The organism is Kitasatospora sp. NPDC040550 (assembly GCF_055594965.1).
The window spans coordinates 22,154-41,320 of the sequence record NZ_JBVIWC010000034.1; the positions used below are offsets into that span (position 1 = coordinate 22,154).

19 protein-coding genes and 1 pseudogene are annotated in these 19,167 nt (G+C 76.1%); 9 read left to right on the forward strand and 11 right to left on the reverse strand.

Features of this window, described 5'->3' with window-relative positions; genetic code table 11:
- The first annotated feature begins 88 nt into the window (after positions 1-88).
- Both ACZ58X_RS35220 and ACZ58X_RS35225 read left to right on the forward strand, forming a co-directional pair.
- Positions 89-1,393 (forward strand): lipase family protein, encoded by a 1,305-nt coding sequence (locus tag ACZ58X_RS35220; RefSeq protein WP_470337645.1) that lies wholly within the window; start codon positions 89-91, stop codon positions 1,391-1,393.
- 39 nt (positions 1,394-1,432) lie between these two features.
- Complete coding sequence (locus ACZ58X_RS35225; RefSeq protein ID WP_470337646.1) at positions 1,433-1,708, forward strand: hypothetical protein; 276 nt, start codon at positions 1,433-1,435, stop codon at positions 1,706-1,708.
- A 60-nt stretch (positions 1,709-1,768) separates the two neighbouring features.
- Here ACZ58X_RS35225 and ACZ58X_RS35230 read toward each other — a convergent pair.
- The 5 genes and pseudogenes from ACZ58X_RS35230 to ACZ58X_RS35250 all read right to left on the reverse strand — a co-directional run.
- Positions 1,769-1,945: pseudogene (locus tag ACZ58X_RS35230) on the reverse strand (transposase); the annotation flags it as partial.
- Entirely contained in the window at positions 1,942-2,571 is a 630-nt protein-coding gene (locus tag ACZ58X_RS35235; RefSeq protein ID WP_470337647.1) for a DUF1707 SHOCT-like domain-containing protein, read from the reverse strand. The gene ACZ58X_RS35235 and the pseudogene ACZ58X_RS35230, both read right to left, overlap by 4 nt.
- 191 nt (positions 2,572-2,762) lie before the next feature.
- On the reverse strand, positions 2,763-3,311 hold the full coding sequence (locus ACZ58X_RS35240) for a hypothetical protein (protein WP_470337648.1): 549 nt from the start codon (positions 3,309-3,311) through the stop codon (positions 2,763-2,765).
- Positions 3,312-3,385: 74 nt separating this feature from the next.
- On the reverse strand, positions 3,386-4,360 hold the full coding sequence (locus ACZ58X_RS35245) for a terpene synthase family protein (RefSeq protein ID WP_470337649.1): 975 nt from the start codon (positions 4,358-4,360) through the stop codon (positions 3,386-3,388).
- A gap of 398 nt (positions 4,361-4,758) precedes the next feature.
- A complete protein-coding gene (locus tag ACZ58X_RS35250) occupies positions 4,759-5,223 on the reverse strand; it encodes a MarR family transcriptional regulator (RefSeq protein WP_470337650.1) in 465 nt (154 codons plus the stop codon).
- 220 nt (positions 5,224-5,443) lie between these two features.
- Here ACZ58X_RS35250 and ACZ58X_RS35255 point away from each other — a divergent pair, with 220 nt between their 5' ends.
- The gene (locus ACZ58X_RS35255) at positions 5,444-5,770 is read left to right on the forward strand and encodes a hypothetical protein (RefSeq protein WP_470337651.1); all 327 of its coding nucleotides are present in this window, start codon (positions 5,444-5,446) and stop codon (positions 5,768-5,770) included.
- Between the two features lie 181 nt (positions 5,771-5,951).
- Here ACZ58X_RS35255 and ACZ58X_RS35260 read toward each other — a convergent pair whose 3' ends face one another.
- Complete coding sequence (locus ACZ58X_RS35260) at positions 5,952-6,812, reverse strand: LysR family transcriptional regulator (RefSeq protein ID WP_470337652.1); 861 nt, start codon at positions 6,810-6,812, stop codon at positions 5,952-5,954.
- Positions 6,813-6,893: 81 nt separating this feature from the next.
- On the opposite strand from ACZ58X_RS35260, the gene ACZ58X_RS35265 reads away from it, so the two are divergent.
- The 3 genes from ACZ58X_RS35265 (at position 6,894) to ACZ58X_RS35275 (ending at position 9,254) form a co-directional block, all read left to right on the forward strand.
- Entirely contained in the window at positions 6,894-7,421 is a 528-nt protein-coding gene (locus ACZ58X_RS35265) for a cupin domain-containing protein (RefSeq protein WP_470337653.1), read from the forward strand.
- Between the two features lie 11 nt (positions 7,422-7,432).
- Complete coding sequence (locus tag ACZ58X_RS35270) at positions 7,433-7,798, forward strand: DoxX family protein (RefSeq protein ID WP_470337654.1); 366 nt, start codon at positions 7,433-7,435, stop codon at positions 7,796-7,798.
- Between the two features lie 199 nt (positions 7,799-7,997).
- The gene (locus tag ACZ58X_RS35275; RefSeq protein ID WP_470337655.1) at positions 7,998-9,254 is read left to right on the forward strand and encodes a cytochrome P450 family protein; all 1,257 of its coding nucleotides are present in this window, start codon (positions 7,998-8,000) and stop codon (positions 9,252-9,254) included.
- Between the two features lie 37 nt (positions 9,255-9,291).
- On the opposite strand, the gene ACZ58X_RS35280 is transcribed toward ACZ58X_RS35275, so the two are convergent.
- Positions 9,292-9,837 (reverse strand): MarR family winged helix-turn-helix transcriptional regulator, encoded by a 546-nt coding sequence (locus ACZ58X_RS35280; RefSeq protein WP_470337656.1) that lies wholly within the window; start codon positions 9,835-9,837, stop codon positions 9,292-9,294.
- A 52-nt stretch (positions 9,838-9,889) separates the two neighbouring features.
- On the opposite strand from ACZ58X_RS35280, the gene ACZ58X_RS35285 reads away from it, so the two are divergent.
- From ACZ58X_RS35285 to ACZ58X_RS35295, 3 genes are all read left to right on the forward strand, one after another.
- Positions 9,890-10,384, forward strand: a complete 495-nt coding sequence (locus ACZ58X_RS35285) for a hypothetical protein (protein ID WP_470337657.1) — start codon at positions 9,890-9,892, stop codon at positions 10,382-10,384.
- A gap of 121 nt (positions 10,385-10,505) precedes the next feature.
- Entirely contained in the window at positions 10,506-10,829 is a 324-nt protein-coding gene (locus ACZ58X_RS35290) for a DUF6193 family natural product biosynthesis protein (RefSeq protein WP_470337658.1), read from the forward strand.
- Positions 10,830-11,127: 298 nt separating this feature from the next.
- Complete coding sequence (locus ACZ58X_RS35295) at positions 11,128-12,309, forward strand: MinD/ParA family ATP-binding protein (RefSeq protein ID WP_470337659.1); 1,182 nt, start codon at positions 11,128-11,130, stop codon at positions 12,307-12,309.
- Between the two features lie 88 nt (positions 12,310-12,397).
- Here the strand turns inward: ACZ58X_RS35295 and ACZ58X_RS35300 are convergent, their stop codons facing one another.
- The 4 genes from ACZ58X_RS35300 to ACZ58X_RS35315 form a co-directional block, all read right to left on the reverse strand.
- Positions 12,398-13,669, reverse strand: coding sequence for a S8 family serine peptidase (locus ACZ58X_RS35300; protein ID WP_470337660.1), 1,272 nt, complete (start codon positions 13,667-13,669; stop codon positions 12,398-12,400).
- Positions 13,666-17,076, reverse strand: coding sequence for a right-handed parallel beta-helix repeat-containing protein (locus ACZ58X_RS35305; RefSeq protein WP_470337661.1), 3,411 nt, complete (start codon positions 17,074-17,076; stop codon positions 13,666-13,668). The genes ACZ58X_RS35300 and ACZ58X_RS35305 overlap by 4 nt, the downstream gene beginning before the upstream one ends.
- Before the next feature lie 150 nt (positions 17,077-17,226).
- Positions 17,227-18,606 (reverse strand): hypothetical protein, encoded by a 1,380-nt coding sequence (locus ACZ58X_RS35310; protein WP_470337662.1) that lies wholly within the window; start codon positions 18,604-18,606, stop codon positions 17,227-17,229.
- A 112-nt stretch (positions 18,607-18,718) separates the two neighbouring features.
- Positions 18,719-19,159: a hypothetical protein gene (locus ACZ58X_RS35315; protein WP_470337663.1), complete on the reverse strand. Its 441-nt coding sequence runs from the start codon at positions 19,157-19,159 to the stop codon at positions 18,719-18,721.
- Positions 19,160-19,167 lie beyond the last annotated feature (8 nt).

Here is a 19,167-nt window from a genome sequence, read left to right on the forward strand (position 1 = left end):
AATAGCGGTCAACGCCTGGTGCGGTGAGTGACCGTACCGTTACGGTCGGCTACGAACCATTCCCCGACCGAGGCGGTACACCATGGCCGTGACCCCCCGTATCGACGTCTCCACCTCCCTCTCCACCACCAGCGGGACGGACCTCACCCCGGAGGAACTCGCCGAACTCGCGGCGACCATCGTCTCCGACATCTTCTTCACCACCGACATCGGCCTGCCGGGCGTGCGCGTGCCCGACGCGACCTGGGAGCTGCCGGGCGAGCGGGCGAGCGGCACCGCGGCCGTCTACTACGGCAACGGCCGCACCCACCTGGAGAAGCCGTTCCTGTTCGCCGACGGCTTCAACTACGGCCCCAGCGACCTGCCCGCCCTGTTCCACCACTTCAACGCCCCCTACGAGGACGGCCGTCCGGGCTTCCTCGACCAGCTCCTCACCCGCGGCCACGACGTCGTCCTGATCGGCTTCGACGAGCGCCACACCCACCTCCAGCACAACGCCGACGTCGCGATCCAGGCGATCCGGCGCGCCCTCGCCGAGCGCGTCGGCGAGGAGCCGCTGACCGTCGGCGGCGTCAGCATGGGCGGCATCATCACCCGCTACGCGCTCGCCAAGCTGGAGAGCGAGGACTTCGAGCACGAGACCGCCACCTACCTGTCCTGGGACTCCCCCCACAACGGCGCCTGGATCCCGCTGATCCTCCAGCAGATGGCGTACTTCTTCGAGAAGCTCACGCCCCCCAAGCCCGGACAGCCCTCCCAGGCCGACCTGATCCGCAGCCCCGCCGCCCAGCAGCTGCTCTGGGCCTGGGTGCCGGACGCCAAGTACTCGGGCGAGGTGGCCACCGCCAGCGAACTGCGCACCGACTTCGTGCGCGAGCTCGCCGGCCTCGGCGACTTCCCGCGCCGCCCGCGCCTGCTCGGCGTCGCCAACGGCCGCGGCGACGGCACCGGGCGCCCGCTGCCCTCCGGTGAGATCGCCTTCGACTGGCAGGCCCTGGTCGCCAGCGCCACCGCCCGCTTTCAGCCCGACCGGGGCGCCGGGCAGCGGATCGGCGGCATGCACGTCGGCCTGGAGCTGCGCCGCTCCACCACCACCGAGGTCCCGGCCCTGGACGGGGTGCCCGGCGGCACCCTGGACTCCTTCGGCAAGGTCGCCGACGCCATCAAGGCGAAGATCAGCGAGGACCACCGCAGCGGCGCCTTCGTCCCGGCGGTCAGCGCCTCCGCGCTCGTCTACGACCCGATCGCCTGGGACGTCGACCCGAACCTCAACCTCCTCGACCAGGGCCCCGAGCGCTTCCACCTGGACGCGGTCGCCTTCGACACCGAGAACACCGAGCACAGCGCGGTCTCCGGCGTCCTGGTGGAATGGGTCCTCGACCAGCTGTCCTGACGGCCGCCGCGCGGCCCTGGGAGGCGGCCGGGCCGCGCGGTGGCGGCGGGTGCGCGGGGCCGTGAGGGCCGTGCGGCGGGCGACGGTGCGGCGGGCGGTGCGGGGCGCCCGCCGGAGCAGGCGCAGGCCGACACCGGGACGAGCGCGAAGGCCGTACGCCGGGCGGCGCTGGACGCGCTGCTGCGCCACGTCCTGGACCGACTGCCGCAGGCCGTGGCGGACGAGGGGAACCTCACCCTCGGCTACCGGATCCCATCGCGGTGCACCGGGCTCAGCCCGGTGGTGAAGCGGTTCCGAGTGGTGCTCCGACCTTGAGCCGGAGCACCCTCCCGCACTGTGAGCCTCGGCTCGGACGGGCCTGTTCTGCGGCTCGATGGACTGCCGGACTGCCGGCAGCGGGGCACCCCCGACTGATCCGGCGAAGTAGGAGCCGGACCACAGGCGCTGTGCGCGCCAGCAGTGCTCGACCAGCTCGGGGTACTCCCGGCGCATCCGACGGGAGCCGACGCCCTCGAGGGAGTCGACCAGGAACTGACCGCGCGGGGGGGTCAGTCGCCGGCGGGCAGGGCGTCGCGTCGGCCCCGCCGGCGGCGGGAGTGGCGTACGACGACCCGGCCGAAGCTCTTCCTCCCGATCAGCTCGATCCGCAGCCTGACCGGGGTGCCCGGGGCCGGGTCCTGGTGGCCCTTCACCTTGCAGAACTCCAGGGCCAGGCCGTAGGGGTCGACCACGACGCCCGGGCCGACGATCAGCGTCAGGGTGCCGCCCTGCATGTCGGTGTCGATCTCCAGGGTGTCGTGGGTGAGCACCGCCTGGGTGAAGTCCAGCTTCACGTGGCACCACTGCGCGGCGATCTCCAGGCGGCGCGGCAGCACCCAACTGCCCACCCGCTCGGTCCTGGTGAAGTTCTGCTCGATCCGCAGGACGTCCCGGCCCTGCGCCACCGCCCCGGTGGCCGAGACCGACACCGGCGGCAGGTCGGCGGTCAGCTCGGCCAGTTCGGCGACGGTGCGGGCCGACAGCGCGGCCTCCACCCGCTCGTCCAGCTCCTCGGCGGTCAGCCGGCCGTCGCCCGCGGCCACACCCAGGGCGCAGACCACGCGGTCCCGGTCGGCGTGCGAGGCCCGCAGCGCGGGCGGGGCGGCGGGCCGCGGGGCCGGTGAGATCTCTCCAGGCATGGTTGCGGTTCCCGTCCTGAGCTCGGCGAAGGTCCGCGCGCCGGGGTGAGCGGCGCACGGACAGCAACTTACGCTATATCGCGATACGGTATATCGCGTTGTGCCGTCCCCGCCAGACCCGTCCCCGACCCGGGGGCCGGGGCTCTTGCCCACGACGGCGGGCCTCGAAGAAGCCGCGGGCCGGGGCGGGTTCAGGAACCGGCGGACTTGCGGAAGCGCTTGGCCAGGGCCGGGTCCGACTCCCACCACAGGCCGTTGCCGACGCTCTCCCGCTCGGCACTCCCGGCGCTCCCGGCGCTCCCGGCGCTCCCGGCGGATCCGGCGCGCTCCTCGCCGTGGACGGACGGGAGGTAGGAGTCGCCCACGGCCCGTACCCGGAACAGCAGTCCGGGAACGGTCCACAGCACCACGGCCGTCAGCACCATGACCGCGACCACGTAGGGCCAGGGGACCATCGCGAACGGGGCCAGCGCCGGCACCAGGACGGCGAATCCGAGGCCGGTGCCCCGGCCCGCGACCAGGAACTCCCGGTCCTCGCCGACCTCCACGGTCACCGTGTTGGAGCGGGTGAGGTCCCGGGTGGCGAGCCGCACGGCGCGGGCTCCGGCCGGCACCGGGAAGCGGGCGGTGTCGCCCTGCCTGACCTCGCCGACCCGTACCCCGTCGACCACCACGCCGAAGGTGTGCCTCGTCAGGCCGAACACCGGCGACTCGGCGTGCACGACGACGGTACCGGTCATCAACAGTCCCTCAGCAGCGGTGATCATCAAGCGGAGCGCGCCCATGATAGGGGCCGCCCACGGCCCACGACACCTCAGCCCGGACGCCGTACGTCCTCGTAGCAGGGGGCGGTGCGCCCCCAGTCGTGGTAGCCGCGGATCCAGGCGGCGTGGGCGTCGGCGTAGCGGGCCAGTTCGGGCACGCAGCCGCCGAGGTCGCGTTCCAACTGCGGTAGCCCGGCGTGCAGTTGGAGGAAGGTCTCGACGGAGCGGCGGGCCGTGTCGCCGACCTCGCGCAGGGCCTCGGGGCGGGCGCGGCCCTGGTGGCGCATCAGGCTCAGGACGAGGTTGGGGCGCCCGCTCGCCTCGTCCCGCTCCAGGGCGTGGACCTCGTTCATGGCGATGATCGCGTCGCAGGCGGCGATCCGCATGCCCTCCAGGTGGCTGGAGCACCAGGCGGGCAGCGGGACCTCGTAGTGGCCGGCCCGCTCGGCGAGGGCGAGCAGCGGGCGCAGGCCGATCGTGCGGCGGCGGGCGCGCAGGTGGGCGGCCGGGTCGGGCAGGTCGCCCAGGACGCGGTCGGCGATCTTGGTGGGCCAGCCGGCCAGGTAGTCGACCCAGTCGTGGGCGGTGCGCCGGCGCCACTCCTGGGACATGCCGTGGCTCATCCGCTGCCAGCAGTCGGCGAAGGCGGCCACGAGGGGGGCGGCCCCGGCGCCCGGGCGGGTTCCGTAGCGCAGGTGGTCCACCAGCTCCTGGCACAGGGCGACGGCGTCCCCGGTACGGGCGGCGGCGGTGGGCCGGGTGCCCGACCCGTCGTCGAAGTGGTCGTCGAGGAGGAAGAGCCAGCCGAGCAGGTCGAAGCAGAGGTCGAGGTCGGCGCCGGCGGCGTACGGGAAGCCGTACGCGGCGCTGTCGGCCGCCCGGGAGGACTCGTAGCGGCGCAGCGCCTCCTCGTCGCGCAGCAGGCCCGATTCCCTCACCCAGGCCAGGTGGTGGCGGCGGGCCCGGGGAAGGTCGGGGCTGACCCGGCTCTCGAGGGGCACCGTGAACTCGACGTCCTGGGGCATACGCCTTCCGCACTCCCGACCGGTTCGGGGCCTGACGGCCCGGGCGAGGACCGTCGGCGCCCCCGTGGACGGTCCGGGCCCAGCGTGGTGGACCCGGCGGCGCCTGCGGAAGAGCGCAAAGGGGAGCACCCCCGGCGCACGCCGCGGCGGTCACCGCCGGGTCCGTGCCCGCGCGCGGGCCGCCGCCCGCCCTGCGGGGGCGGCGGGGCGGGCGGCGGGGCCCGACGGGCGTTCCCCGTCCGTGCGGGCGTTCGGCGAACGTCGGTCGCCGGACGGACGCCGGCCCGGTCCGCCCGTACAGGAGATCACCCCCGTCGACCTCCTGTACGGGCGGGCCGGGCCGGTCGGGTCGGTCGGTCCGGTCGGGTCGGGTCGGTCCGTCGGTCGGGTCTGTCGGGTCAGTCGGGGAGGTTGCCCTCGCCACCCATGTTGGCGGTGATGCGGCGCAGCACGTTGATCGTGGTGACGAAGTCGGCCTCGTCGACGCCCCGGTGGGCCTGGAGGTGGACGCGGTGGTTGCGGTCGCGGGCGCGCAGGCGGGCGGCCTCGCCGTCCTCGGTGAGGGACATGGCGCCGGTGGCCGGGTCCTCCAGCAGCCAGCCGCGGGCGGTGAGGTCGTCGAAGACGGCGTCGAAGTCGGTGCCGAGGTCGTCGTAGCGGGCCAGCCGCTGGACCAGGGTGGTGCGGTTCCAGCGGCCGGGGGCGCCGGCGGCGTGGTTGAGCGTCCACCAGTGCGGCTGGGTGAGGTCCTCGACGGCGAGCTGCTCGCGCAGGGCGCCCACCACCCGGTGGAACACCTCGGCGCTCCAGGCGCCGATGGGCTGGGCGGCCAGGACTTCGTGCGGGTACTCCTCGAGCGTCACGGCGGTGCGCCCCCTCGGGTCGGTCGGGTCATCGGGACGCGATCACCGTAGAGGCTCAAGTCCCCTTGAGATCAAGCCGGTTCGCGCGCCGTCCCCCACCCCCGCCGGGGCGGGCTTCGCGGGGGCCGGACGGCGGGGGTGGGCGGGTCGTGCCGCGGTCTGCGGGCCGGGGGGCGGAAGTCGGTTGCCCGCGGGTGTGCCGGTGGGGGACGATCGCCGGGTGGACACGGACGGGGACCGGCAGTTGGCGCGGGTGGTGCAGACTTGTTCCGCCTGCCCCTCGCAGTGGGACGCCTGGACGGCGCGGGGCCAGTACCTGTACCTGCGCTACCGGCACGGGGAGGGCAGCGTCGAGTGGCATCCCGGCCCGGGGGTCGAGGACGACACCCCGCAGTCCTGGATCGAGGGCCGCTCGGGCCTGCTGGTCGAGTGGCACGACGGCACCCGCGGCGGCGAGATCACCCTCACGGACTTCCTCACCGCGGCGGGCCTGACCCTGGCCCCCGACGCCTCGGTGACCTCCCGTTGGACGCCCGGGCCCCGATGAGCGACTCCTGGGACGGCATCGCCGACCGGTACGCGGACCTGCCGCGGGCGGGCTCCGACGCGGTGTGCCGCCGGGCGGGGTCGGTCTGGTCGGCGAGATGGCCTTCGAGTACCCGCCGGGCAACCCGGTCCGCTCCGACGACTGGCCTCTGGCGCTGGGGGATTGACGGCCCGGCGGGCGGCTACCCGGCGGGGCGGCGGTAGGCGGCCGTCGCGGCCCGGACGAAGGAGTGGATCAGCGGGTTGGTGTCGCCCTCGTTCCACGCCGCCACCACGCGGCTGGGCGGCATGTCGACCAGTGGTACCACGGCCAGTTCCGGGGGCAGGTCGTGGCCGAGCGGGGTGAGGCCGACGGTGCCGTTCCACAGCACGGTCTGCAGGCATTCCTGGACGGTGCGCACCACCGGGCCCCGGCGCGCTGTGCCGCCGTTCCAGTACGACTGCCAGGCGGGGTCGGTGCCCTGGGGGAACCGGAACCAGCGGCGCTCGTCCAGGTCGGCCAGGCGCAGCGCGTCGCGGTGGGCGAGCGGGTCGTCGGCGCGCAGGACCACGCCGACCGGGTCGGTGCGCAGGGTCCGGGTCGTCAGGGCCGTCTCGTCGAACGGTGCCCGGGTCAGGGCGATGTCGACGAGTTCGGCGCGCAGTCCGCAGGTCGGGTCGGTCAGGTCGGTGTCGCGGATGCGGATGTCGATGCCGGGGTGGTTGCGGCGGTAGGCGGCGGCGAGGGCGGCCGCCGACGGGTCGGTGCTGTCGCCCAGGATGCCGATGGTGACGCTCGCGGCGCCGGCGGCCGTGGCCACCAGGGCGCGGAGGCGGTCGGCGCGTTCCAGCAGGGCCCGTGCCTCGTCGAGCAGGACCGTGCCGGCCGGGGTGAGGGTGACCCCGGTGGGTGAGCGGGTGAGCAGCCGGGTCCCGAGGTCGGCCTCCAGTTGCCTGATCGCCCGGCTCAGCGGCGGCTGGCTCATGTGCAGTCGGGTGGCGGCCCGGCCGAAGTGGAGTTCCTCGGCGGTGGCCACGAAGTAGCGCAGGGTGCGTAGCTCCACGCTGCAACGATACCGAGCGGGTATCGGGGTGACGGGACGGGTCTTGGACGCGGGCGGGTGGGCGGCGGTGCACTGGTGGGCATGACCGAAGAAGTGAAGTCCGGCGCGTCACCGTCCGTTCCCGCCCTGTCGGTGGTGGGTCCCGGTGAGGGCGAGACGATCGTGCTGGGCACCACGCGCATGCGCGTCCTGGAGGACGGCAGCCACACCGGGCACCGCCTCGCGATCGCCGAGTCCGTCCTGGCCCCGCACACCCAGGGGCCGCCGCAGCACCGCCACGGCCTGCACGACGAGGGCTTCTACGTCCTGTCCGGGACGGTGCGCTTCACCGTCGGGGAGCAGGACCACGACGCGCCCGCGGGCACGCTGGTGATGGTGGCGCCCGGCACCCCGCACACCTTCGCCAACCCGACCGACCGGCCCGCCGTCATGCTCAGCACCTTCACCCCGGACCTGTACGTGCAGTACTTCCGGGACCTCCAGGAGGTGCTCGCCGGTGGGCGGCCGATGACGGCGCGGGCCAACGTCGAGGCGATGAGCCGCTACGCGACCGAGCCCGCCGACGGCACCGCCCGGACCGTCAACGGCCCGTCCGCCGAACCTGCTTGAGGACGGGAAGCGTGAACATCGCCTACTGGATCGTCGCGGGGCCGCTCGCGCTCTTCTACGCCTACGCGGGCACGCTGAAAGCGGTCCGCGGCCGTGACCGGCTGCGGCCGATGATGGCCTGGGTCGACCGCGTGCCGCTGCCCGCCCTCAGGGCGCTGGGGGCGGTCGAGGTGCTCGGCGCGGCCGGGCTGGTGCTGCCGCCGCTGACCGGCGTCGCCACCGTGCTGGCGCCGGCCGCGGCCGTCGGCCTCGTCCTCCTCCAGGCCGGCGCGATCCCCGTGCACCTGACGGGCGGGGACCGCCGGATCGTCCTCAACGCCGGGCTCGCCCTCGCCGCGGCCGCGGCCGTGGCCGTCTGGCCGGCCGCCGGGCTGTGACCGGGCGCGGGCCCGGGCCGGTGGAGGCGGCGGCGGGGCGGTCGGGGCGGGGCGGGTCGGGGCGGGGCGGTCTCGACGGCGGCGCGCGGGCGGGCCATCCTCGTGGCGGACACACCGCACGCCGCACGCCGCGCAGCCCGTACCAACCCGCGAACCCGCGAACCCGCACGAACCCTCGAACCCGCGTGAAGGAGCCCTCGTGGACGACGAGTCGAACCGGCCGGCCGGGTGCCCGGTGGAGCACCGCCTCGTCCTGGACCCCACCGGGCGGGCCCGCGACGCCGAGAGCGAGGAGCTGTGCGCGCGCGGGCCCGCCACCCCGGTGGACATCCTCGGCGTGCCGGCCTGGTCGGTCGCCGACCCGCTGCTGCTGGAGGAACTGCTCAAGGACCCCCGGGTGTCCAAGGACCCCCTCCTGCACTGGCCGGACTTCGAACGCCTGGTGCCCGACTGGCCGCTGGCCCTGTGGGTGAGCGCCCGCAACATGTTCACCGCGCACGGCGCCGACCACCGCCGGCTGCGCCGGCTGACCGGGGCCGCGTTCAGCACCCGTCAGGTCGCCGAACTGGCCCACCGCGTCGAGGAGTTGACCGACGAGCTGCTGGACGCCGTCGCCGCCACCCCGGCGGGCACCGCGGTGGACCTGCGCGAGCGCCTGGCCCACCCGCTGCCGATCCGGGTCATCGCCCACCTGCTCGGCCTGCCCGACACCCTGCGCGAGAGCTTCCGCCACCACGTCGACCGGGTCTTCGCCACCACCCTCACCCCGCAGGAGGCCGCGGCCAACGCCGCCGCGTTCTACGGCATGCTCGACCGGCTGATCGCCGCCAAGCGGGCCCGGCCGGGCGAGGACCTGACCTCGGCCCTGATCGCCGTGCGCGACACCGAGGGCGACGGCGGCGCGCTGAGCGAGGAGGAGCTGCGCGACACCCTGCTGCTGATCGTCTCGGCCGGCTACGAGACCACCGTCAACCTCATCGACAACGCGATCACGCTGCTGCTCACCCACCCCGAGCAGCTGGACCTGGTGCGCGCGGGCAAGGCCGGGTGGGAGGACGTGGTCGAGGAGTCGCTGCGCCGCGACGCGCCGGTGGCGCACCTGCCGCTGCGCTACGCCGTCGAGGACATCGCGCTGCCCGGCGGGGTGACGATCCGCCGGGGCGAGGCGATCCTGGCCGCCTACGCGGCCGCCGGGCGCCACCCGGCCCGCTACGGGAGCACCGGGGCGGTGTTCGACGTGACGCGGCCGGTGAAGGACCACCTGGCCTTCGGACACGGCCCGCACTTCTGCCTGGGCGCGCCGCTGGCCCGGCTGGAGGGGCGCACGGCACTGCGGGCGCTGTTCGAACGCTTCCCGCGGCTGGCGCTGCTGCCGGGGGTCGAGCTGGAGCCGGTGGACTCGCTGATCTCCAACGGGCACCGGTCGCTTCCGGTGCTGCTGACCCAGGACCGCTGACCCGGGACCGCCCAGGGCCGGGCCGTCGGGGCCCGGCTCAGCGCCCGTCGGCGACGGTGCGGGCGAAGTCGGCGACGAAGGCGGTGATCAGGCGGGCGAACGCGGTGCGGTCGCTCTCGCTCCAGCCGGCCATGGCCTGGGCGAAGACCACGCGGCGCAGCCGGTGGGCGGCCGCCACCTGCGCGCGCCCGGCGGGGGTGAGGGCGAGCAGGGTGCGGCGGGCGTCGCGCGGGTCGCTGCCGCGTTCCAGCCAGCCCTGCTCGACGGTGCGCAGCACCAGGCGGCTGGCCCGGGGCTGGTCGACGCCGAGGGCGGCGGCGAGGTCGGTGACGGCGCACGGGCCGGGGTGGGCCTCGACGGCGTCCAGGACGCCGAACAGGGTGGGGTCGATCGCGCCGGCGCCCTCGGGCCGGGCGAGGCGGCCCAGCGAACGGCGGGTCTGGCTGTGGCGGAGGGCGACCATGGCCCGTTCGACGGCGGCGGCGGACACGTCCTCGGTGCCGGGGGCGTCCTCGGCGGCGTTCGCGTCCTCGGCGGCGGTGTCGGGCCCGAGTTCCTGATGCTTCCTCTCCCGCTCAGACATGCATGCTAGGTTACAACTTTTGTCAAAGGACATGCATCAGGGGGGACCTGTTATGCCCGAAACCGCCACGCCCGCCGCCGCAACCGCCGCCACGCCCGCCGCCACCGGCCTGCCCGAGGCGCGCGGGCAGCGCCCGCTCGGGTACTGGCTGCGCGAGGTCGACGGCGCCATCGAGCAGTCCATGGCGCGCCTGTTCGCCGCCGACGCGCTGAGCCGGCGCGACTGGCAGGTGCTCGACGCCCTCTCCCACGGGCCGACGACCACCGCCGCGGTCGACGCGGCGCTGGCCGCCTTCCTGCGCGCCGAGGAGCCGACCGTGCGTCCGTGCCTGGAGGGGCTCGCCGCCCGCGGCTGGGTCGCGCTGGACGCGGACGGCTCCGCCGCCCTGACCGAGCGGGGCCGCGCCGCCCACCGGCGCGTCGCCGGGCAGGCCGCCGGGTTGCGGGAGCGGTTGACGGCCTGTCTGACGCCGCGGGAGTTCGCCACCCTGATGACCCTGCTGGGGCGCCTGTCCGGGCACCTGGACACCCCCGCCGAGGAGCGGTGAGCCCACCGGCTCGCCCCAGCGCCTCGCCCCGCGCCGGCTTGCCCCGCGCCGGTTTGCCCCGCGCCGGTTTGCCCCGCGCCGGTTTGCCCCGCGCCGGGGCGCTCGCGCATGATCGCCCGTCGTGAGTGAAACCCGCGACATCCCCACGGCCTGGCGCCTCCTGCTGGACGGCACCGGCGCCCGCCAGGGCGACCCCCTGGTCGTCGGGGCCGCGTACGCCGAACCCCGGCTGCGCGGCCTCTACCCCTGGCCCTCCCACGGGACCCTGCACCTGCTGCACGAGGCGCCGCCGCGCTTCGGGGCCGACGACATCCCGTCCATCGGCTGCTTCGGCCCGCCCTACCGGGTCTACGCCCCGCGCCACGAACGCCTGCTGGCCGAGACGGCCACCCCCGAGGAGGCCGTCGCCGTCCTGCTCGCCCACCTGCCCCCCACGGTCGCCTGACCCGCCGCCGGCCCGCCCCGGACCGGCCCGCCCTCATGATCACCGGCGCTCCGGGGTGACGGCCTGCCCCTACCCATCGAGCTGGTGACCCGGCTCGCCGGGCCCGGCGCCCGCACCTTCGACGGCATGCGCGAGCTGCCCCGCCCTGGTGGCGGCGGCCGGCGAACTCCCGCCGCCCTGACGGCGATCGCCCCCCGGCGCCCGGCGGTGAACGGTCACGGCGGCCCAGGCCGTTGTGCCAGGTGGGGGACCCCGTACGGCACCGGCAGGGCGCCGGCGTGGCGACAGGAGGCGGAACGTGGCGGCGGACCACATGGTCATCGAGCAGGTGCGGCGGCTGGGGCAGGGCCCGGAACGGGACCTCTCCCCCGACTACGGGCTGCTCCCCCCGGCCCGGCCGGCCGAGCCCGACTGGCGGCGGCCGCTGGACTCCCTGGGCACGGTGCTCATCCCCCCGCAGGCCCGGCCCGCGCCCACCGCGCCCACCGCGCCCACCGCGCCCGCCCTCCTGGCGCCGCCTCCCCCGCCGTACGCCCCGCCCCTGCCGGCCCCGCTACCGGCCCCCCTGCCGGTGCCGGCGGCGGCGCCCGCCGTCGCCGCGCCGCCGCCCGTCGCCGCGCCGGCCCCGGCCCGGCGCCCCCGGCTGCTGGGCGCCGGGCTGGGCCTGGGCCGGGGCGAGCAGCGTGAGCGGGAACGGCTGGCGGCCCTCATCCGCACCCCGCTGCACCGCTCCTTCCGGATCGCGGTCATCGGCCTCAAGGGCGGCGTCGGCAAGACCTCCGCGACGCTCGGGCTCGGTACCGTCCTCGCCGAGACCCGGTCCGACAAGGTCGTCGCCGTCGACGCCAACCCGGACACCGGCACCCTGAGCCGGCGCATCCGGCGCGAGAGCCCGGCGACCGTCCAGGACCTGCTCGCGGCCGCGCCCTCGATCACCGGCTACATGGACATCCGCCGCTTCACCTCGCTGACCCCCAGCGGGCTGGAGGTCCTGGCCAACGACGCCGACCCCACCGTCGCCGACGCCTTCGGCGGCGAGGACTACCGGCGGCTGGTGGACCTGCTGAGCCGCCAGTACCCGATCGTCCTCGCCGACTGCGGCACCGGCCTGCTGCACGGCTCGATGGGCGCCGTGCTCGACCTCGCCGACCAGCTCGTCATCACCGCCACCACCAGCGTCGACGGCGCCAGCGGCGCCGACACCACCCTGGACTGGCTGTGCGCCAACGGCTACGGGGAACTGGCCCGGCGCAGCGTCACCCTGATCTCCGGCGTGCGCGCCAAGAGCCGGGCGATCAACGCGGACGACCTGGTCGCCCACTTCGGGCAGCGCTGCCGGGGCGCCCTCGTGCTGCCCTTCGACGAACACCTCGCCCTCGGCGGCGCGTTCGAGCCCGCCAGGCTCCACCAGCGCACCCGCCGCGCCTACCTCGACCTCGCCGCCCTCGTCGCCGAGGGCATCCGCCCGGCCGGCGCCTGACCGCGAACGGGCGGCACCCCCGGCGGCACGGACCAGGGCGGCGCGGGGCGGCGCGGGCTGAAACCGGTGCCGGGGCGGTGTCGCCGGGTCAGGCCTGCCAGCGGCCCGGGCGCCAGGCGCGGCGGCGGGCGGCGGTGCACAGGAGGGCCGGGCCCAGGGTGAGGGTGACGACGGTCAGGACGGCGACGGCCACCGTGGCGGCCTGGCCCGGGGCCGGGTCCGGGGGTGGGGGTGCCAGGAGGGTGGCCCGCGGGGCGGGGAGGGTGGCGGCGGCGGGGGGCACGGTGGCGGTGAGGGCGGCCAGGGGGTCGACGCTGCCGTAGCCCAGGCGGGGGTCGGGCAGGGCGGTGCCGGGGTGGTAGGCGGTGGCTTCGAGGCGTTCGCGCAGGTGGGCCGGGTCGAGGTCGGGGTGGTGGCCGAGGAGCAGGGCGGCGGTGCCGGCGACGACGGCGGTGGCGAAACTGGGGCCGCTGCCGGTGAAGTAGCCCTTTCCGGCCGGTCCGGTGCTCATCATGGCCTCGCCCGGGGCGGTCAGGTCGACCCGGGCACCGGTGCCGGCCGGGTTCATGCCGACACCCGTCCCCGCCCCCGTCCCCGTCCCCGTCCGCGTTCCCCCGTCCGCCCCGGTCGCCGCCGCGCCGCCGCCCGGGGCCAGGGCGGCGACGGTGAGGACCTGTGGCGGGGCGGAGGGCACAGTGGCGCCCTGGTCGGGGGTGGCGGGGGCGACGACCAGGACGCCGTGGGTGTCGGCGTGGCGCAGCGCGTCGTCGAGGGTGCTGTCGCCGGCGGGCAGGGGCAGTGCGGAGGCGATGATCCGGGCGCCGGCGTCGGTGGCGTCCCGGATGCCCTTGGCGAGCAGGGCGGGGGTGGTGTTGCCGGTGTCGTCGGTGACGGCGACGGCCAGGATCCGTGCTTCGGGGGCGATGCCGGCGAAGCCGGTGCCGTCCTGGTGGCGGGCGGCGATCAGTCCGGCGAGGAAGGTGCCGTGGCCGACGCAGTCGCGGGTGGCGCCGCCGGCGCCGTACTCGCGCGGGCCGGGCAGCAGGCGTTCGCCCAGGACCCCGGAGGCGGGGTCGACGCCGGAGCCGACGACGGCGACGGTGACCCCGGCGCCGCGGCTGAGCGGCCAGGCGGCTTCGGGGCGCAGGTAGGTCTGGGCCCAGGGGGTGCGGTCGGTGCCCTTGTCGGAGGGTTTGAGGCAGTCGCCGGCGCGGGTGGCCTGGCGGCTCTGGCCGATGACGGGCAGCGCCGACGGGTCGCTGCCGGCCGCCGCGGCCGGCGCGGCCCCGGTGCCCAGGGTGGACAGGGTGGACAGGGTGCACAGGGCGGCGGCGAGGGCGGCGGTCCGGCGGGCGCTCACACCGTGCTCGCCTGGAGCAGGGCGGGGACGTCCTGGGGCAGCAGCAGGCTCAGTTCGGAGACGTCGCCGACCTCCAGGCGGGCCAGGCGCCCGGCCTGGCGGGTCACCATCGCCTCCAGGGTCTGGCGGGCGAAGCGGCCGTTGCCGAAGTTGCGGTCCCGGGGCACGGCCTCGCACAGCCGTGCCAGTGCCGTGAGGGTCTCGGGGGCGCAGACGTAGCCGGCTTCCCCGGCCTGGCGGTTGACGATGGTGACGAGTTCGTCGGCGCTGTAGTGGTCGAAGGCGATCTGCTGGGGGAAGCGGGAGGCCAGGCCGGGGTTGGAGGCGAGGAAGGTCCGCATCTCCTCCTGGTAGCCGGCCACGATCACCACGACCTCGTCGCGGTGGTCCTCCATCAGTTTCATCAGGGTGTCGACGGCTTCCTGGCCGAAGTCGCCGGAGGCGGCGCCGCCGCGCGGGGTGAGGGTGTAGGCCTCGTCGACGAACAGCACGCCGCCGCGGGCGCGTTCGAAGGCCTCCTTGGTGAGCTGGGCGGTGTGGCCGATGTAGCGCCCGACCAGGTCGGCGCGGGCGGTCTCGACGAGCTGGCCGGTGGGCAGGACGCCGAGTTCGGCGAGCAGGGCGCCGTAGAGGCGGGCGACGGTGGTCTTGCCGGTGCCGGGCGGGCCGGCGAAGACGAGGTGGTGGCTGATCCTGGCGGCGGGCAGGCCGGCCTCCTCGCGGCGGCGGGCCTGGGTGATCAGGTTGACCAGGTTCTCGACCTGTTCCTTGGCGGCGCTCAGGCCCACCATCGCGCGCAGCCGTTCCAGGAGTTCGCCGCGGCCGTCGGTGCCCGGGCGGGGGCCGTTGGCGCGGGCGGCGTCGGCGCCGAGGTCCTCGGGCAGCAGCAGCGGCAGGTCGGCGTCGGTGACCTCGGCCAGGGCCGCGAGCCGGGAGGCCTGGCGGTCGACCATCTCCTCGAAGACCTTGCGGGCCGCGCGGCCGTTGCCGAAGTCCGGGCCCTTGGGCATGCGGGTGAAGTGCGCGGCGAGTGCCTCCACGGTGGCCTCGGCGAGTTCGAAGCCGTGGGCGGCGGCGGCCCGTTCGACGATGGTGACCAGTTCCTGCGCCGAGTAGTTGCGGAACTCCACGGTGCGGCTGAACCGGGAGGCCAGGCCCGGGTTGGAGGAGAGGAAGTCGCGCATCTCCTCCGAGTAGCCGGCGACGATCACCACGATGTCGTCGCGGTGGTCCTCCATCAGCTTGACCAGGGTGTCGATCGCCTCGCGGCCGAAGTCCGGTCCGGTGCCGCCGGATCCGGCGGACAGGGTGTACGCCTCGTCGATGAACAGCACGCCGCCCAGGGCCTCGGTGAACACCTCGGTGGTCTTGATGGCGGTGCCGCCGACGATCGAGGCGACCAGGTCGGCGCGGGCCACCTCGGTCAGGTGGCCGCTGCGCAGCACTCCGAGTTCGGCCAGGATGCTGCCGTAGAGGCGGGCGACGGTGGTCTTCCCGGTGCCGGGCGGGCCGGCGAAGATCAGGTGCCGGCCCATCGGGAGGGCGGGCATGCCGGCGAGTTCGCGGCGCCGGGCCAGCTTGTTGAGGTTGACCAGGGTGGCGACCTGCTCCTTGACGCCTTCCAGGCCCACCAGGGCCTGCAGGGCGGCCTGCGGGCCCTCGGGCGGCGGTGGCGGCGCCTGGGTGGCGGCGCCGTGCGGGCCGGCCCGGTCGGGGTCGCCGGGGGCGGCCGGGGTGGCGGCGGGGCGGGTGGCGGCGGTGGCGGCGGCGCCGGGGTGCGCGGCGCCGCTGCCGTGGCTGTCGGCGTGGGCGTTGTCGCGGCTGGTCAGGTCCTGGACGGCCAGGCGGGTGCTCGGCCTGCTCTGGCGCAGTCCGGAGCCGCGGTTGCCGGTGACGGTGCAGCCGGTGACGCGCACCGGTTCCTCGGAGTCCACGCGCAGTCCGTCGTGGGCGTTGTCGGTGAGTTCGCAGCCGGTCAGCGCGGCCCGGGCCCCGGTGGCGAGGAGGACGCCGTGGCGGCGGTTGTCGTGGACGCGGGTGCGGGCGGCGGTGAGTTCGCCGCCGTCCTCGACCAGCAGGCCGTCGCCGCCGCAGCCGGCGATGTCGCAGTCGCGCAGCGAGGCGACGCCGCCGGGGCCGATCTCGACGCCGTTCACCGCCGGGGCGCCGGTGGTGGCGGCGCCGCGCACGGTGGTGGCGCCGACCTGGGTGTTGCCGCCGTCGGCGATCCGCAGGGCGGCGCGCCCGCCCGTGCCCAGCAGGCAGGACTCCAGGCGGCCGCGGCCCTCGCGCAGCACCTCGACGCCGTGTCCGCCGACCTCGGCGACGTCCAGGCGGCGCAGCAGCGGGTTGGCGCCGTCGCGGACCAGGACGCCGGTGCCGGCGGCGCCGCGCACCTCCAGGCGGTCGAACTCGGCGGCGCTCTCGCCGGTCAGTTCGACGGCGTCGCCGCCGCCGTCGGTGACGGTGGTGCGGGTCAGGACCGGGCTGGCGGACTCGTCGACGAGGATGCCGGTGCCCTGGGCGTCGGCGACCGCGCACTCCTCGAAGCGGCCGCGGGAGCGGGCCGTGACGTGGATGCCGTGGCCCTTGGTGCGGGTGGTGCGGCAGCGGCGCACCAGGGGGTCGGTGCCGCCGGCCAGGACCAGTCCGTGGCCGCGGGTGCTGTCCAGGGTGCAGTCCTCGAGGAGGACCTGGGCGGCGGAGCTGAGGTAGACGCCGATGGCGGCGTCGCGCACGGTGGTGCGCAGCACCCGGGTGGCGCTGTGTTCCTCCAGGGCGATGCCGGGCTTGTCGGTGGCGGAGATCTCGCAGTCCTCGATGGAGCCGCGGCCTTCGCCGTTGGCGCACACGCCGTTGCCCCGGGCGTCGCGCAGGACGCAGTTGCGCACGACGGGGTTGGCGTTCTCGCCGATCACCACGGCGGAGCTGCCGAGGTGTTCGATGACGGTGTCCTCGATGACGCTGGTGCCGGTGGAGGTCTCGACGATGCCGGCGCCGGCGGGGTTGACCACGCGGCAGCCGCGCATGGCCAGGGAGCCCTGGCCGCGGGTGAGGACGGCGGTCCAGGAGTTGCCGGCGACCTCGCAGTCCTGGAGGGCGGCCTGGCCGCGCGGGACGTCGACGGTGGGCAGTTCCTCGTCCTGGCCGTGCAGGACCAGGCCGGTGAGCTGGACGGCCTCCGCGACGACCTGGACGACGGCCCCGCGGCGCGGGGACAGGCGCACACTGCCGCGGGCCTCCTCGGCGGTGATGGTCACCATCTTGGTGATGACGAGGTTCTCGTCGTAGCGGCCCGGGCGGACGCTGATCACCGCGCCGCTGCGGGCCGCCTCCAGGGCGGCGCCGATCGTGCGGTAGCCGCCCTCGCCCGGCTGCGCGCCGACCGTCAGCACATGGCGGGTCATGGGCCGTTCTCCTCCGTCGTTCGTGGCTGTGGTGCCGGTGGTGCCGTGGTGCTGGCGCTGGCGCTGGTGCCGGTGGTGCGGGCGCTGGCGCCGTGGTGCGGGTGGTGTCGTGGTGCGGGTGGTGTCGTGGTGCGGGTGGTGCGGGCCGGGTCAGCCGGTGCAGTCGGCGCGGACGGCGGAGGCGGCGTGGTGGGCGTAGGTCTTGACGCTGTCGCCCACCCAGTCCTGGCCGCGGCTGTGCATCACCACGGCGATGCGGCCGCCGCTGAGCGGGAAGGTGCCCGCCGCGACCCACTGGCCCCGGGAGGAGACCTGGTTGACGGTGAAGGACTGGTTCTGGACGGTGTAGTAGGTGGGGGCGCCGCCGACGGCCTTGAGGTCGCCGTTGGGCACGTACACCGACAGGCGGCAGCTGCCGGTGGTGAGCGAGCCGGTGTTGAAGGTCCACACCACGGAGTTGCTGGTGTCGTCCCGGTCGGCCCTGCCGGACATCGGCACCGAGGTGAAGCCGCCGCCGCAGCCGTCGCCGGTGTAGCCGCCGGAGTTCTTGCGCCATCCCTTCTGCCCGTCGTCGTACCAGCCGTTCTGCTGCAGGGAGGTGGATCCGCCGCAGCCCGGGCCGGCGACGGCGTGGTAGGTGGGCGCGGGCGGCGGGGCGGGCTGGGTGGGCTTGGCCGGGGGCGGGGCGGGCTGCTGGGGCTTGGCGGGCTGCTGGGGCTGGGTCTGCGGTGCGCCGCCGCCCTGCCCCGCGCCCTGCCCGGCGCCCTGGCCGCTGCCCTGGCCCGCGCCCTGGCCGGTGCTCTGGCCGCCGCCCTGGGGTGCGGCGGGCGCTCCGGCGGCGCCGTGGTTGGTGGTCGTGCTGCCCGGTCCGGTGCCCTGGTCGGCGCCGATGCCGGGCAGCGCGGCCCCGGCGGCCGCCGCAGCGGGCACCACGGCGCCCTCGCCGGGCTGGGCGCCGGCCGGCTGGCCGGGCTGGCCGCCTTCACCGGGCTGGCCGGGCTGCAGCGGCTGGTCACCGGGCGGGTTGCCGGGCGCGTCGGCGCCGGGAACGTAGCCGTTGCCGCCGCCGTCGGGCTGGGAGAAGCCGGCCGGCGGCGGCCCGTCGGCACCGGGGGTGCCGGGGCCGTCCCCGCCGAAGCCCGCGATGCCCAGCGGCACTCCGACCAGCACCAGGCCGGCGATCACCGCGGCGGCCACCATCGGCTTGGGGATGCGCCGCCCGGCGCTCTCCTCCTCGGCCGCGGCGGCCGGCGCCGGGGCGGCGCTGACCCCGGGCCGGGCCTGCCCGGCCGCCTCGGCGCGCGTCGCGCCCTGCCCGGCCGTCCCCTGCCCGGGCGCACCCTGCGCGAGTGCGGGCACCGCACCGGCGGCGCCCACCGCCGCGGGAGCGCCGGCAGCGGCCGGCGTCCGGGTCTCGGCGGCCGGTGTCCGGGTCTCGGCGGCCGGCTCCGGTACCTCCCAGGCCACCGCGGGCAGCTGGATGCCACCGCCTGAGGACCCGTTGCCCTGCGCACTACGTTCCCTGCCCACCCACGCTCCCTGGCCCTCGACGACGCCCACCGGGGCCGCCTGGCGCGACCGTGCGGCCGCGCGGCGAAAACCACCCCTCCCCCAGACCGACGGACGGCGGACGGCGCCGGGTTCAGCCGGTCCGCGGGCGCCAGGCCGGCCCGGCCGGGCGCGGCGGGTTCAGCACGAAGTCCACCGCCCGCCGCACGGTCTCCGCCGACGGCCGCGCGAGCGCCCCGGTGCGCTCGCGCAGATGGGCGAGCAGAGCGGGCTCGGGCGCGAGGTCGTACTCCTCCAGGTAGTAGGCGACGGTGTCGGTCCAGATCCACTCGCCGTCGGTGCGGTAGTTCATCGGGACGGCGCCCCGACGGGAGGTGTCGAAGATGTCGTCCATCAGCATCGGCGTCACCAGCACCTCCACGCCGGACCTCAGGTACCCGAGCAGGGCGGCCCGCTGCCCGGCGTCGAGCACCAGCGGGTGGTCCGGCGCGAAGCCCGGCCCGGCCACCGGGTCGACCGTGTCGAACACCGCCGCCAGCCGGAACTCCCGCGCCCGCTCCTGCTGCTGTCCCACGTCCCGCT